Source organism: Lysinibacillus sp. 38-6, from assembly GCF_046245175.1.
Taxonomy (GTDB): Bacteria; Bacillota; Bacilli; order Bacillales_A; family Planococcaceae; genus Lysinibacillus.
Genome location: NZ_CP176417.1, coordinates 1,592,718 through 1,607,149, shown reverse-complemented (window position 1 = coordinate 1,607,149; position 14,432 = coordinate 1,592,718). Strand labels below are relative to the sequence as shown.

At 35.1% G+C, this 14,432-nt stretch carries 14 protein-coding genes; 13 read left to right on the top strand and 1 reads right to left on the bottom strand.

Features of this window, described 5'->3' with window-relative positions:
• Positions 1-11: 11 nt before the first annotated feature.
• From ACKVEV_RS08365 to ACKVEV_RS08335, 7 genes are all read left to right on the top strand, one after another.
• Complete coding sequence (locus ACKVEV_RS08365) at positions 12-1,142, top strand: pentapeptide repeat-containing protein (protein ID WP_409369940.1); 1,131 nt, start codon at positions 12-14, stop codon at positions 1,140-1,142.
• A 24-nt stretch (positions 1,143-1,166) separates the two neighbouring features.
• Positions 1,167-1,724, top strand: coding sequence for a serine protease (locus tag ACKVEV_RS08360; RefSeq protein ID WP_409369939.1), 558 nt, complete (start codon positions 1,167-1,169; stop codon positions 1,722-1,724).
• 93 nt (positions 1,725-1,817) lie between these two features.
• The gene (locus ACKVEV_RS08355) at positions 1,818-2,225 is read left to right on the top strand and encodes a DUF4280 domain-containing protein (protein WP_409369938.1); all 408 of its coding nucleotides are present in this window, start codon (positions 1,818-1,820) and stop codon (positions 2,223-2,225) included.
• A gap of 33 nt (positions 2,226-2,258) precedes the next feature.
• Complete coding sequence (locus tag ACKVEV_RS08350; RefSeq protein WP_409369937.1) at positions 2,259-3,788, top strand: contractile injection system protein, VgrG/Pvc8 family; 1,530 nt, start codon at positions 2,259-2,261, stop codon at positions 3,786-3,788.
• Positions 3,788-5,068: a hypothetical protein gene (locus tag ACKVEV_RS08345; RefSeq protein WP_409369936.1), complete on the top strand. Its 1,281-nt coding sequence runs from the start codon at positions 3,788-3,790 to the stop codon at positions 5,066-5,068. The genes ACKVEV_RS08350 and ACKVEV_RS08345 overlap by 1 nt, the downstream gene beginning before the upstream one ends.
• Positions 5,069-5,095: 27 nt before the next feature.
• Complete coding sequence (locus ACKVEV_RS08340; protein WP_409369935.1) at positions 5,096-6,325, top strand: PoNi-like cognate immunity protein; 1,230 nt, start codon at positions 5,096-5,098, stop codon at positions 6,323-6,325.
• Between the two features lie 195 nt (positions 6,326-6,520).
• On the top strand, positions 6,521-6,946 hold the full coding sequence (locus ACKVEV_RS08335) for a hypothetical protein (RefSeq protein ID WP_409369934.1): 426 nt from the start codon (positions 6,521-6,523) through the stop codon (positions 6,944-6,946).
• Between the two features lie 199 nt (positions 6,947-7,145).
• Here the strand turns inward: ACKVEV_RS08335 and ACKVEV_RS08330 are convergent, their stop codons facing one another.
• Positions 7,146-7,616, bottom strand: coding sequence for a hypothetical protein (locus ACKVEV_RS08330; protein ID WP_409369933.1), 471 nt, complete (start codon positions 7,614-7,616; stop codon positions 7,146-7,148).
• Positions 7,617-7,860: 244 nt separating this feature from the next.
• Here ACKVEV_RS08330 and ACKVEV_RS08325 point away from each other — a divergent pair, with 244 nt between their 5' ends.
• The 6 genes from ACKVEV_RS08325 to ACKVEV_RS08300 all read left to right on the top strand — a co-directional run bounded on the left by ACKVEV_RS08325 (position 7,861) and on the right by ACKVEV_RS08300 (position 14,354).
• On the top strand, positions 7,861-8,304 hold the full coding sequence (locus ACKVEV_RS08325) for a hypothetical protein (RefSeq protein WP_409369932.1): 444 nt from the start codon (positions 7,861-7,863) through the stop codon (positions 8,302-8,304).
• A 101-nt stretch (positions 8,305-8,405) separates the two neighbouring features.
• Positions 8,406-9,056: a hypothetical protein gene (locus tag ACKVEV_RS08320; protein ID WP_409369931.1), complete on the top strand. Its 651-nt coding sequence runs from the start codon at positions 8,406-8,408 to the stop codon at positions 9,054-9,056.
• 55 nt (positions 9,057-9,111) lie between these two features.
• Positions 9,112-9,783 carry a hypothetical protein gene (locus ACKVEV_RS08315; RefSeq protein ID WP_409369930.1) on the top strand — a complete coding sequence of 224 codons (672 nt, stop codon included), beginning with the start codon at positions 9,112-9,114 and terminating at the stop codon, positions 9,781-9,783.
• A gap of 179 nt (positions 9,784-9,962) precedes the next feature.
• Positions 9,963-10,604: a hypothetical protein gene (locus ACKVEV_RS08310; RefSeq protein WP_409369929.1), complete on the top strand. Its 642-nt coding sequence runs from the start codon at positions 9,963-9,965 to the stop codon at positions 10,602-10,604.
• Between the two features lie 210 nt (positions 10,605-10,814).
• Complete coding sequence (locus ACKVEV_RS08305) at positions 10,815-11,144, top strand: DUF5713 family protein (RefSeq protein WP_409369928.1); 330 nt, start codon at positions 10,815-10,817, stop codon at positions 11,142-11,144.
• A 351-nt stretch (positions 11,145-11,495) separates the two neighbouring features.
• Positions 11,496-14,354, top strand: coding sequence for a hypothetical protein (locus ACKVEV_RS08300; protein ID WP_409369927.1), 2,859 nt, complete (start codon positions 11,496-11,498; stop codon positions 14,352-14,354).
• Positions 14,355-14,432: the final 78 nt, after the last annotated feature.

Genomic DNA, 14,432 nt, shown 5'->3' with positions numbered 1-14,432 from the left:
AGGAGTATTTTATGCAGACAAAGGGAGTTTTACAGCATTTTTATGATATAGAAGTAGAAAAAAGACGGTTGAAATATCTCTTGCTGCTTGAGGATTTTTTTCAAGAATCCAAAGATAAGCTTGCCGATGAATTTAGAAAATCTTTTCAAAAAGTATGTCTTGAACTAGGACAGCAGCAATCACTTCATCAAAAAGGGCCTATTGCACATATCACATTTTCAATGCTTCGCACAGAGCTACTAGAAGGTCGTCATTATTACCTAGTAGAAGGAACTGACGATGAATGGTTTTTTGATCTTCGTCCACTTTTAACTACGTATGATGCGGGCTGGGCGCATAATTTTTTAGAGCAGTACATCCAAGAGTTAAGTTTATACAGTAAAACTTTTATGGGAGCCATTACTCAAGGAGATATTGAACGTATAAAGCTTCAAGATGCCCATCATTTTCATCAATATGTCTTGAGCCTTGCTAGATATGCACTACCGGAAATTATACGTTGTCCAGAATATTTAGCGCTGGAGCGGGATATGACTGTCGAAATACGTATAGGTGAGTTTATGGATATTAATGAAGTCGTGTACAGTGAGGACTTTACATTAAAGGATAATGAAGAAATAAAAGCATGGCTAGAAGAAAAATTAGATGATGAATATCCATATGAGGTATTCAGCGGTTTAAATTTAGCGAACGGCAACTATAGTGAGATAGATATTCGTTATGCATTTTTCCAGAAAACGAATTTAACAAATTGTCAAATGCGTGATTGTCTACTGAATGGAGCCAATTTACGAGATAGTCAGCTTATAGGTACTGATTTAAGCTTTAGCATAATCCATGAGGCAGATTTTAGCAATTGTCAATTACAGGGGGCAAATTTCCAGCAGGCTCAAGGAGCACGTGGACTTTTAAAGCGTCAAATGTGGGAAATGCCGGGTTATTTACCAGTCCGCTTTACAGATGCGAACTTAGAAGGCGCTAATTTTGAGCTAGCGAATTTACGAGGAGCCTGCTTTATTGGAGCAAATGTAAGGAATACTCAATTCGCAGGTGCTAATTTAGAAAAGGCTATTTTTTCGATGGAGTCAAAAGAACATTTAAAGCTAGAGCCATTTCAGAAAGCAAGTATTATTTGGCAGTAGTCGTGGCGAAAAGGAGACTCAAAGATGAACTATTTTATTTTAGCTCAGGATGAGCGAATCTCAAATGCTGTTGAACCAGTTGGAATAGCTCAAGTGATTAAAAAAGAGTTATTAACATTAGATAGAATGGAAGAATTAGAGGAACTAGAACGCCAATTTTCAGTGCTAGAAAAGAACGAAATGCTGTATATCGATTTTATAGAAAAACCAATTGCGCTCTTTTCGGATGCGCTAAAACAGTTAGTGGAGAAATATGAGCCACGTACGCCTTTTAAAGCTGTTGTACTCATGGATATGCCTAAATCAATGCAAACGTTATATTGGCTTGTGATTCCACCAAAAGTTCCTTGTCTTTCATCCCAGACTGAATTTCATCTGGATGGAACGGTGAAGAAGCTTGTTATAGATGAGGAGAAAGCTACTCCTTATACCTTTTTTCAAATAGAGGGCATAAAAGAGAATTATATCGTGGTCAATATTGAATTAGCAGAGAGTATTCTGCGAAGAGATTTGAGAGGAATACGATTACAAAAAATACAAACGGAAGGTAGATGGAACGACATACTTTCTGTAGGTAATTAGTTTGATCAATCTTTTTTAAGTAAATGTGTTTGTATGGGAGTCACATGTAGTAAAAATTGCAACACCTTACGCATAGAAAGGGAGGGTTTTCCAATGTCGGAAGAAATGCAGACAAAGGGCGGCGACCAACGGAGCTATGTTGTAGCTGGTGCCAAATTATCCTGCTCACAAGGCGATCAAACAAGTATTTTAAAAATGCCTGTTAGCCATGGCGTTTATACGAAAAATAAAGCTCAAATGAATACGATGGATTATAAGCCCAATATCAATATTCAACCATTTGGTTTATGTCAAACATTAACTAACCCTATAGTTGCAGCTGCCACAGCCGCCAATAACGGAGTCTTAAAGCCAATGCCCTGTACACCTGTAATCACGATGCCTTGGATTAATGGGAAGGATGATCAATTAATCGAAAATCATCCAGCCTTAATTAGTCAATCTATTAATATGTGTATGTATTGTGGAACGATAAAAGTAGAAGATGATGGGCAAGAATAAGCCATTGTCCCCTGAGGAAAGAAGGGAATTCATGTGAACACGTACGAGGAAGTAATCGGATACGGTGAGCTTGAACTCGTATCCCCCTATGAAATCCAAACGTTGCATAATCTCACGTTAACCCAAACGGTGAATGACCATGCAAGGTTATTAATAACAGGATTTATCCCAGCACAACAAAAAGATAGTTGTATGCAGCTTGCCAGTAGTTCAGATCGCATTGAGCTCTATCAAAAGCGTAAAGGGCAACGACAGCAGGCACTTTTTAAAGGGCAGGTAACAGAACTGGCTATACGCATGGTAATGGGTGTATATCAAATTGAACTAGAAGCAGTTTCTTTAACATTTTCCATGGACTGTAAAGAAAAATATCGCTCTTTTCAACATGATAAGATGACGTATCAGGCTATGCTAAAAAAGGTATTAGAGGATTATTCAGGTGCAGATGCTATTGATACTGTGACCAATGCTACTCCAATCAAGCAATTTATATTACAATATAAGGAGACCGATTGGCAATTTTTACAGCGTATGGCTTCCCATTTCCGTACCGTGTTAGTTGCAGCAGTGGATGCTGATAACCCAAAATTTTGGTTCGGCTTACCGGAAGGTCGCATAGAAAAGTTGTCGGTGGCTAATTATACAATTTTAAAGGATCGCTCTAAGTTTTTACATATAAAGCATAACGACATCGAGTGGCCCATTGAAGAACAGGAAACAGTAGCTTACGTCATAGAATCTAAAAAAACGTTGAAACTTGGTGATCGCGTTCAACTCCAAGACAAGGAGCTTGTCATAGCGAAGTCCATCGCCCGCATGAAGCAAGGCATCCTTACTTATGAATATCATCTGCTGTTCGAAAAAGGCATACGTCAAGACAGACAAAGTATTCACCTATTGCCAGGTACAGCGATTGAAGGAACAGTATTAGAGGTCAAAAAGAATCAAGTACGATTACACCTTTGTATTGATGAAACACAAAAACAGGAAGAGGCAACGTGGTTTCCCCTAGCGACATCTTATTCCGCAGAGGGACATAGTGGTTTTTATAGTCCGCCAGAGGAGGGCGATTGTGTCCATCTTAGCTTCCCGACATATAGGGCGGAAGAAGCGGTTGTTCGTCATAGTGTACGTAAAGGTGGCGATAGTAACCCAAAAACGGCTGATCCGAAAACGTCTTACTGGGGGACGCCAAAAGGAAAGGAAATGAAGCTAGACCCTCAGTCCGTGACATTTACTGCTAAGGATGGGGCAGTTTTTCTTCAGCTCCATCAAGATAGTGGCATTACCGTGCAAAGCACTCCTTCCTTGCTAGTCAAGGCGAATGATACAATCACCTTTGCAGGCAAGCGTATATCCATGAGTGCTGCTGAATCGATGCGTCTCACATGCGGCTCAAGTAGTATTGTTTTTGATGGCAATACGGATATACAGGGACAGGTTGTCACAATGGAAGGCTCTATCAAAGCCCCAGTGTCAATTGCTCCAGAGGAAGAGGACGCAGACCTTGAATCAGCCCTAGATGTAATGGGCATGATCCCTGTTGGTGGGGGTGATGCCTAATGGGTCTATTAGGTTTAGCAGGAAGCTTGTTAGGAATGATTCCAAAAGTAGGCTCTCCGAGCAGTAAGAAAAAAGGAAAAAGCGGAGGGTCGAAAGGGAAGAATGCTAAAAAATCTTCCAGTAAAAAAGGCTCCACGAAGAAGAAACAACGAAAATCTGATAAAAAGAAGAAAAAGAAAAAAAAGAAGAAAAAGAAAAAGTGGGGTAAATTTTTTACCAAAGCACGCAAGCTGAAAAATAGTTTGTCTAAGAGTAAACTAGTCAAACGGGCAAAGAGTGCCATAAAAAAAGCTGTACTGACAACAAAAAAGGCTGTTCAGAAAACAAAGGCGGTTGTGTCGAAAGCCAAACAACAGATAAAGACCGCAGTCAAACAGACGAAGCAAGTAATCAAAGAGAAAGTACTCCCAACAGTTAAAAAAGCCGCAAAAGCAACGACCAAAGCAGTAAAAAATGCCGTACAACCTAAAAATCTGTTAAATACGCTCCAAGTAGGACTAGATCTCGCAGGGCTCATCCCGGTTGTTGGAGAAGTAGCGGATGGCTTGAATGGCATTATTTATGCGGCAAGGGGCGACAAATTGAACGCTAGCCTCTCCTTTGCAGCAATGATTCCAGTGGCGGGCAATGCAGCAACAGCTGGAAAGTGGATAAATAAAGGTGCTAATGCAACGAAGGATATAGCCGTAGGTGTTAAAAACGCTAATAAATCCGCGGGAACAGTTGGGAAAAATACACCAGCATCGAATTCAAAGCCGTCGAATAGTTCCAATGGTGAACCTAAAAAAGTAAGCGTCGACGAATTTAATGCAGATAAAGCTACTAACAAACAAAAAGGCAATTTTGGTGAAATAATTTCAAGTGATAATTTATTAAACAACCAAAGTATAAAAGAAGCTGGATATGATTTAAAGCCAATAGGTAGAGGGGCACCAACTAGCATCAATGATAAAATAGTAAAAGGGATAGATGGATTATATGAAAATGCAAATACAGAATCAAAAATTAAATATGTAATTGATGAAGCGAAGTTTGGTAGCTCCCAATTAGGCAAAACGAAAGATGGACCACAAATGTCAAACGATTGGTTGACAGGTACGAAATCCAGAAAGAGTAGAATATTGAAAGCTGTTGAGGGAGATAAACGTTTAGCTACAAAGATTACTAATGCTTTGGAGGATGGTAAAGTTGAAAGAGTATTATCAAAAGTAGATAGTAGTGGAAATGTTAAAACATATAGGATAGACGCAGATGGCAACATTATGGGGGAATGGCCATAATTTAGAAGACAGGAGGAAACAAATGGAATGAGAGATCATTTATGTATAGAAGATAAATTAAGAGAAGGAATAGAATATAATAAAGAGTTTATTGAAGATAATAGAGAGGATATAAAAAGTTTAGAAGAAGATGAAAAAAATGGTATTCAAAGAAACCCTAATGACAATAAAAGTATTATTGAAGCAAGATATTTAAGGAACTTTATATATGCGTCAGAGAATATTATAGCAAAATACTCCTTAGGGGAAAATATTAGTACAATTGAAGCGGATTATGAGAATGCTATTGGTTCTTTGGAGAAGATCGGAGAAAGAGAAGTTGGATATATAAATTTGCTTTGGATGGTTTCCTTAGGAATATTATTAGAAACTGATAAAAATAGTTTTGAAAGATTAAATAAGGTAGTAGAGAAAGAAAATATCAATGATTCTGTAATTGACTTATTGTTATATGCAAGTGAAGTTGGACCTACTAAAATCACCAATGAATATTATAAAGAAAATCCATATGCAAAAACAAGAGAAATTATTGAACTTGCACAAACGGATAAGAAGGAAGCGTCTAAAAAATTACAAACGTATATGGAGAAAGAATGGTTTAAAGGTCATTATGATTACGAATGGAAGAATGCACACAAGGAGCCTGGATATGTAGGGTTTTGGAGCTTTGAATCTGCAGCACTAGCGAAGATACTCGAACTTGATGATACAAGCCTTGTAAATAATAACCACTATCCATATGATTTGGCACATTACAAAAATTCAATGAAATTTAAACCAATTACCCTAAGCGACTACGACAATAAACAAGAGGTTGAGGAGCTTGAAATAATAGCGGGAATTGAAAATAATCCTACATTGGAAAAGGTAATTCCACCAAGGTGGCACGCATTTGTCAATGAATTGATACATGATTATGAGGGTATGGATGATAGTAGTTTCTACGAAAAATACAAAGAAACGATAGGGTTAGGCCAAATTTGGTTCCTAATTCAAGATTATAAAGAAGAAAATAAGCAAAAAAATCTCTTGGGAAGTTTAATTGTTTTTGCCATGGTCGAAAAAGGATATATAGTGCAATTAGATTATAAAGAAGAAGAGTTGGATGGTTACTTTTCAAGTATGAAAAATGAGTGGAATACAAAAACAAAGTTAGTTCAATTTATATTAAATAATGATCAAAATTATTTCGCATTGGTACCGGCGGATTCGAATGTTAAAGAAATGTATGAAGTTACTGTTAAAGATGTAAAGTAAATTTTTTGATCAGAAAGGATTATGTGTTTATCTACGGTGCATTATATTTTTATAAGTATAATGAAACAGGATAGGTCAATGCTGGTTTCTGGCAAAGCTCTTAACAACCCAACTTATAAAAAACAAAAAATTAACAACCTACTTTGACAAAAAGAACTGGAAATTTTAAAATTTTCATATAGGAGGTTGTTACAAATGAAGAAAAATATAAGTTTTATTATGGCTTTCTCGTTAATAGCAATGGTCTCACTATATTTTTTTAATGAATACAGAACGAAAAATCTTGTACAAGATTTTTTCGATACAGATTCTTTAGCAGAAGTAACCCATGATATTAGTATCATAGATACAGAGCGTAACGTTAAAACTATTAAAAAAGATAGTACTGTATTCCCGACTCTCCTAAATTTACTAGGAAAACTAGAAATAAAACGAACTAGCTCTACTTTTACTTACACTGGCTTTTCTATGATTATTTATTACAACAACGATTTGCATGTTATTTATCTTAGTGAAAATGGACTCTTAACTTATAATCACAAAACTTATGAAATACAAAATAAAAAGGAATTTAAAAAATTCCTTGATATAGTAAAAAAAGAGGCTGATTCAAAATCATAAAATATTTTATAGAGATATATTGATTTTGATGAATTTCTGCTAATAGCAAAAGCGATGACTCCTGCTCAGAATGTGCACAGCATATGATGAGGGTAATCAGAGCGGAAAGCACCGCCGAAATGGGCAACAAAGTTCACAGCAAAGAAAGTGTTAGATTGACTTTAGTCAATCTAACACTTTTTCTTTATCCCACATCTTTTTACAAAGGAATTGAACCGCCACTCGATGTAAGAACTCTTATAGGAATTATATTTCCTTGAACAATAGTGAAGTCAGTGTTCCCTGTCGCCAGGTTTTTAAATGCCAAATAGTTAACTCTAAATGTAATAGAAATATAAGTTTTATTATCATTGAAGATTCTTAATAGTTTATTTATTTGAGAATCACCTTCTTCGGCTACTCGTAAGACTTCATTTTTTTCCCACTCATTCACACTTGTTAATGCGGATATAAGATAGGAAGGAATAGCTGTATAAGTTGTTTTATTAAAAACTTTTTCTAAAGCAGTAGTAGCAAGTCCCCCTAAGGTAGTTGTTAATGCTGCTTTTGAAACTTTACCTTGCCAATAATTGATGAATGCCTCTTGAGCTCGACTCATGTCACCAATATTTGCACGAGAAATAGAAGTAGTTGCATTGTACTCATAACGTGAATATTTAGCTGTTGCCATAATTAAATTCCTCCAGTTATATAATTAATTTTGTTTTGTTAGCACTAACACTCTATTAAGGGGAATTTTCATTTGATTTAACAACCTCTTTTAAAAAAATCGAAACGTTATGGAACAAACTGTATTGAAATGGATAAAAAAACTGCCTCAGTTTCGTAATGGATAATATTTGAAAACCTTGATAGAATAGTTTTCTATCAAGGTTTTTATTTAGAAAGAGAACACTTTGAAAGGATGACTTTATATGTTAAACGATAAAGTTAGAACGTTTCTTTTAAATAAAGGATGGTTAGTAACGGATGAAGATAAAGAATACGACAGTGTCATAAGTAATCTAGCTATCCCTTTTCATTCTAGTTTTGCAGAATTTCAGAGATTTACTACAGAGTGCACATTTAGTACAACAAAAGGTCCTGAATTGATTAGTATTTGCTGGTTTTCAATATATAGTGGTGATTTTGAAGCTTTAACAAATTCTCTGTGGAGAAACAGACCTGGAGGAAATCTACCGCAAAATTATATCCCATTTAGTAATAGAAGCGGAGACTCAATTTTTTTATACGATAAGCAGAATCAAGGCATATATTATGTAAATGAATTAGAAATTAATGAAATGATTAAAGGTAAATTTAATCCACAGTGGAGCGATTTTAATGAATTTTTAGAGTGGTACTTTGATATTAACTAAATAAAAGGAATCTTTAATAAGCTACTATCTCTTGAATTCGCCTATTTTTTGAATGGTGTTAGTCACGAACCATTTGTGAAACCAACGAAGGGAAGTAAATAATGGATATATGTAATAATAAAGAAATTGAATTAAAGAAATCTGAGTTATCGAAACACTTTACATGTTATTCAAATGATATTTTTCAACACTATCTTAAGTTAAAGAGCACGATTACTAAATGGTCGTATTCTTTAGGTGTTACGAAAGATTTAATGCCATTTGAGGATTTAATCCCTTCCGTTATTTCTACGAATAAAGGGAAGCCTCTTTCTAAACCTAGTAAGGCTAACTTTGAGTCGAAAAATTTAGTTACCTATGGCATGGATCATGAAGGTAATGTTCTTTTAGAGAGTAGAAAATATAATAAAGATATATCGAAATTTGGAGAAAACATTCGATATGTAGATTATATAAATGATGAAAAAGTAATCGTTAATGCGCATATTTATGAGTCTAATCCTACTAACTCTAGATTAACTTCTCTTTGCCATGTATATGAGGAAAAAGGTTTAGTGTACTATGTTTCAGTTACACCACCGCATAACTGGTATGTTAGAGTGGACTACTTGCAAGATAATAGAATTGAGAAAATATCAACATACGCTACAAGTTGGTATAAACAAATGGATTTCCGTCTTTATTATGATGACAGCGCCATATTATCAAAAATAATGATTGGTGAGCATTTACATTGGGAAAATCGAAAATAAGTCTTAATAGCTAGCGAAACCAACGGGCAAGGTCACTTTGAATTGGAGGAAATAAATGAATATACATTTTAAGTCGACACTTTTCATCACTAAAACAGAAAGAAATGTTGAGGCACATGAAATCAATAGTCATTTTCAAACTATCTTACCTTCAAGATTGATTGAGTTTTGGAAATCGTATAGTGAAGTTTCATTTGAAAACGGAATTAATATTTATGGCCTTGATATCGCAACTGAAAGAAACAGCTTGTATGAAGTAAGTCGTTACGCACCCGAATATATTTTGATAGGGGATGATGGAGGGGGGCGAGGATTGTTTATAAAAAAGAATGGCGACCTTAACGTTTTCTATCAAGATTTGGGGGCATTGTCATTATCTTTTAATTCTTTAGATATTGATTTGTTTAGTTGGCTAGAAGATGATCCAATAATAGCTGAAGATAATTTGACTTCAGATGAGCTTGATTTCATAGATGAGGTTAAAGTTTATGTAGTTAGCAAACCAATTGAAGTAAATAAATTTATGATGGAAATAAGAAAATCTTTAAATTTAAAAATTTCAATTCGCGATATGAGAGATAAACTGAATAAATTACCTTTTTTAATGATTGAAAATATCACACTTATGAAATATGGCAAGACAATTGAGGGTTTAAATCAAAAATACAATTGTTTAGAGGTTCGCAATTCAAAGAATGTAATATTAATTAGTCCAGAAAGGAATTAGCAAGTATTATAGATTGAGTGAATATAGAGCAATTGTAGCACGAATGATATTTTTTTAGTTTTATGGTAAAATTAGGTTAAATTTTTGTGCGTATTTATATAGTGGCTTGGATGGTGTTATGTTCGTAAATCTTCAAAGATCAAGCAACAATATATTTAAACGAAAGGATAGCATTTTTTATGAAACAACTAGAAAATTCAGTATTAAAATTCATACAGGCAATGGATGAATATCCAAAAGAACCAGTTAACAAAAATGGTGGCGTACGTTATAGGTCAAAATTAGCAAATCTTCATGTCGATGAAAAAATCTATCTTTCTCCGGAATTAATATTCTTTTATCGACATTGTGAAATCATTTGTAATGTCCGTCCTGATGGCTCTCCATTAGATTGTACAGATATTGATTTAGGGATTAGCCCCCTTTATTTGTATCCAGCAGATAAATTGGTTCGTAGGCAAGAAGGGTTTCGATGGATTGGAACCGAAAAAAGAGAAAATCCAAATTGGGACCCCAATTGGCTTGTCGTTGCGGATAAGGATGATGATCCGATTGTCGTTGTCACAAACCAAGAACATTCACCTGTTTTTGCAAGTTATGAAACGAGTGCATTATTTCCTATCGCGGATTCTTTTTCGGCCTTCCTAGATGCTCTTTCGGTGACATTAGAAATAATACATAAACAATTCAAAGGAGAGATAATGGATGAAGAAACTTTTGATATCTACGATGATTTTATAAAAATGTTAAAATCATCTTTGATTAATATTTTAAAAAAAGAGGAATACGCTGATAATTTTATTGATTACTTATATGGTTAATCAATTATCTAATAAGTTTTGTTAGAAAAAGGGACTAAAATAATGCAGATGTAAGCCGTTTTTTTAACATGAGCTTGGTTCCGCTGTTAGCCTAAACGAGGGAAATAATTAGTTATTTGGTGTTTGTACAAAGTAAAATTGTAGTAATTTTACTTTGTGTAACATACTTAAAAGTGTAGCAATAATCTTACAACCAAAAAAGGGGGAACTATGGTGAAAAAACTTGACTCAGATTTCAACTATTTATTGGATATGTACGAAGATTCTTATTATCCATCGTTTTTAGTAGATAAAATTCAATTGAACATTCGAAAAGTAGTTGATTTTCTTGAAGAAGGCAATCAATCGCTTGAAGCGGTTCAGGAAAAGTTAGATGAAATGACTTTAGCCATTAATGAACTACAGGATGAGTTTTATGAGCATGAAAGTGAAATTGAAACCGTTGCACGCGATGCCATCGCAATTACAGTAGAAGAGATTTTACAATATTTCGAGATTGATATAGATATTGAAGAAGCTTTAAGAGAAAGAGATTGGTAAAAAATTACCATTAGTTTTTTCAAAAAAAATAAAACACCTCTAAATGAGCACTTGGCTGCCTATAACGCAACAAGTGCTTTGTTATTTTAGTTAATGCATTATTCCATGCATAGTCATTATGGTTAAACATAAACGGCATCCTGTAGGGGGTATTCCAAGCAAACAGTGTAAACGAATGAGATGAGCATAAATGAAGGATTACCGTTTATGCTTCTTTTTATCTAATACACCTCAATATAGTACTATTTCGTATTGTTTAAATGGCACCTTTTTGAAAGATTGTAGAAAACAAAGGAAAATATCGGATTATGGCCGATATATATAAATAGATGGATAGAGGAGGTAGAAAAATTGAATAAAAAATTATTTATTACAGTAGCTGCTACTATTCCGGCAGTTCTTATTGCCCCAACAATAGCGGGAGCAGCGGCATCAGAAGTGACAGTGACAGGTCAAAACAAGGTGAACGAAGTTTTGAAAGCTTCTATCGAAAATTTACCTGCTAATTCAATTGTCAATGGCTATCAATGGTATTACTTAGAAGACGGAGCGAATGGTGTGACGAATAAACCGATTCCTGGCGCAACGACTGCATCCTTCACAATACCAGTTGAGGCCGCTGGAAAAACGCTATATGTAGAAGCTATTACAACGACTAATAATCGCTATAAGAGTGCGACACAAACAATTAATACGCTTGACCTGGCGATTACTAAACCGGTCTTTCCGAATTCTGCAAATTATATCGTGCCAGGGGAAGCGGTAAAAGCTTCTGCCGATGTTACGGATAAGGCAGGCGCAAAATTAAAAAGTGATCAAATTACATATAGCTACCAATGGTTTTATAAAGTTGGTGATTCCTTCACAATTATTGATGGAGCAACGAACGGTACATATACAGTCCCTAAAAATGCTTTGGAAGAAAATATGAAAGATATTATGGTAAAAGTTAAAGCAAAAGTTGGCGCGGCTATGGTAGAATCCGATTTTTCTGAAGTGATGACGATATCGAATGAACCAACGAATACAATGATTAACGAAATTAATACATTACTAAAAACTGACCATCACTATAATATTTCTAATTTGGCTTCATTTAAAGCGGAAGTAATGGCGATTGATGCAAAGTATCAAGCATTATCGGCACCCGCAAAAGCAAATGTGACCAATTATAGCGTGTTGAAGCAGGCACTTGTGGATGTAGAGGTTATCGAGAAGCTAAATGAGAAGGTAAATAAAGTTAATGATGTTGAGGTCAAGAATCTAACCCAATATTTAAAGGAAATTGATGACACTTATAATAAATTGGATTTATTACAACGCAGTTTAGATGTTGATGATGCATTATATACAAGTATTAAAAACATCTTGAAAGATCCAACAGATATCAATGACTTCAAGGAAGTAAGAAGATTAAATCAAGCAATTATTGGATTACTAGCCTATGAAAATTCCTTTGTCAAGTATGTCCCTACTAACATCCAATTATTACTAATAGCAGTTGAAACAATCGAAAAGGATATAGCAAAATTATCTCAAAATTATCGTCCAACTGTGCAAAATCAATCAATCTTAACTGATGCGAAGCAAGATATAAAAAAAGTTGAGCAGTTTATTAAACAATTCGAAAAGCTGTCAGCCAATAATACACCGAGCAAACAAGTAACATCAGCAAAATCGATACGTACGGCTTATGAAAAGCTAACATATAAACAATTACAACTCGTGCCAGCTAATTACGTTACGAGATTGCTGGAAGCGGAAAATGCTGAAAATCTTCAAATCGAAAGTTTAAATACAGAAATCGCCAACTATGTAGGGGATGCTGATGATATGTATCCAATCAATCTGACAGCAGAAACTTGGCAAAGTCATGTTACAATTGTTAACCGTATCATTAATGAATACAAAGGACTAACGAAAACTTCCGCTGCCAAAATTATTGGTTATAATCGCATTGTCACGTTGCAAAAGGATTTAAAAACGGCAGATAAAGTGATAAAAGAAATGGATGCCTATAAGAAGCTGTCAGAGGTACAAGGTGTGGCTGGCAATAAGCTGAATTCAAGCTATACGAATACGTTAAAATCTTATAATAAGTTAACGAGCTTGCAACAGTCACTCGTTTATAATGCAGATGATTTTTTATTGAATTCGCCCAATGTTACCGTTGATAACGGCAAGGAGCCTGCTGATAAAGCAGCAGCAGAAACGTTAAAGGCAACTGTTGCTAAGTTTGCAGACGTTACGAACTTTACATTTGCACAATTCGAAACGGCTGTTAATGCAGCGACCGTAACATACAAAAGCTTATCTTCACCAGCACGCAAGTATGTCACAAATTATTATTTATTAACAGCGGCTAGCAAAGACCTTTCAGGCGTGAAATCATTCCATAAAAAAGTGCAAGCGGCAAGAGAAGAAACAGATGCTACAAAACAGGCTAAAAAAATTCAAACAATCCAGACGGCTTATGCAAAACTACCTGCCAACCAACAGCATTTAGCGAAACAGCAATACGAAGATTTACTGAACAATCGTTTAGTCGATGGCACTGCCCCAGACATCACAGCATTGGATGAGGCAATTGCTCATTTGATCGCTAATGATCAGTATCTAGTGCCAAAAGAAAAAATTATGGAGCTGTCGGCCCAATATAATAAGTTAAGCGCTACGGATAAAAAACGTATTACGAATGCTTCGATATTAACTGCGGCAGTAAACGATGTGAAGAAAGTAGAGTCATTCCTGAAGCAGTATGAAAAATCATTTATGAGTAATCCTACAACTGTCATTAGTGCTTTTGGAAAGCTTTCTTCTAAACAAGTGACTTTAGTTAGTGCAGAAATCCGAAAAGCAATCATTGATAAAGAGCAAGGACTACAACAATCGAATGAAAAGGCATTGCAATTAATTGAATCCATCAATTCACTGCTTAAAAATGGCGAATATATTGATGATTTAGAGAAAACGGTAAAGGACATTCGAGTAGAGTATGATAGTTTGAGTGCTTCTGAAAAAAGTGTAGTCAAAAATATTTCGAAGCTGACACAGGCAGAAAGTGACTTGAAAAAAGTCGCTGATGTGCATGCGCTTTATCCTGCTACAGAAGGGGATGAAGCTGCTCGTAAAGCTTGGCGAAATGCTTATGCGAAGCTTTCAAAAAAATTAGAAATTCTGTATCATAAAATGTATCCAAGCGATCTCTAAAAGTGTACCCCGAATATTCATATTCGGGGTTTTTTCTTAGCCAAATGACACTTATTTTTAATTACTTGAAAATCGTAA

Coding starts and splice junctions, on each gene's coding strand:
- ACKVEV_RS08365 (WP_409369940.1), top strand. CDS start 12: ATGCAGACAAAGGGAGTTTTACAGCATTTTTATGATATAGAAGTAGAA.
- ACKVEV_RS08360 (WP_409369939.1), top strand. CDS start 1,167: ATGAACTATTTTATTTTAGCTCAGGATGAGCGAATCTCAAATGCTGTT.
- ACKVEV_RS08355 (WP_409369938.1), top strand. CDS start 1,818: ATGTCGGAAGAAATGCAGACAAAGGGCGGCGACCAACGGAGCTATGTT.
- ACKVEV_RS08345 (WP_409369936.1), top strand. CDS start 3,788: ATGGGTCTATTAGGTTTAGCAGGAAGCTTGTTAGGAATGATTCCAAAA.
- ACKVEV_RS08340 (WP_409369935.1), top strand. CDS start 5,096: ATGAGAGATCATTTATGTATAGAAGATAAATTAAGAGAAGGAATAGAA.
- ACKVEV_RS08335 (WP_409369934.1), top strand. CDS start 6,521: ATGAAGAAAAATATAAGTTTTATTATGGCTTTCTCGTTAATAGCAATG.
- ACKVEV_RS08330 (WP_409369933.1), bottom strand. CDS start 7,616: ATGGCAACAGCTAAATATTCACGTTATGAGTACAATGCAACTACTTCT.
- ACKVEV_RS08325 (WP_409369932.1), top strand. CDS start 7,861: ATGTTAAACGATAAAGTTAGAACGTTTCTTTTAAATAAAGGATGGTTA.
- ACKVEV_RS08320 (WP_409369931.1), top strand. CDS start 8,406: ATGGATATATGTAATAATAAAGAAATTGAATTAAAGAAATCTGAGTTA.
- ACKVEV_RS08315 (WP_409369930.1), top strand. CDS start 9,112: ATGAATATACATTTTAAGTCGACACTTTTCATCACTAAAACAGAAAGA.
- ACKVEV_RS08310 (WP_409369929.1), top strand. CDS start 9,963: ATGAAACAACTAGAAAATTCAGTATTAAAATTCATACAGGCAATGGAT.
- ACKVEV_RS08305 (WP_409369928.1), top strand. CDS start 10,815: ATGGTGAAAAAACTTGACTCAGATTTCAACTATTTATTGGATATGTAC.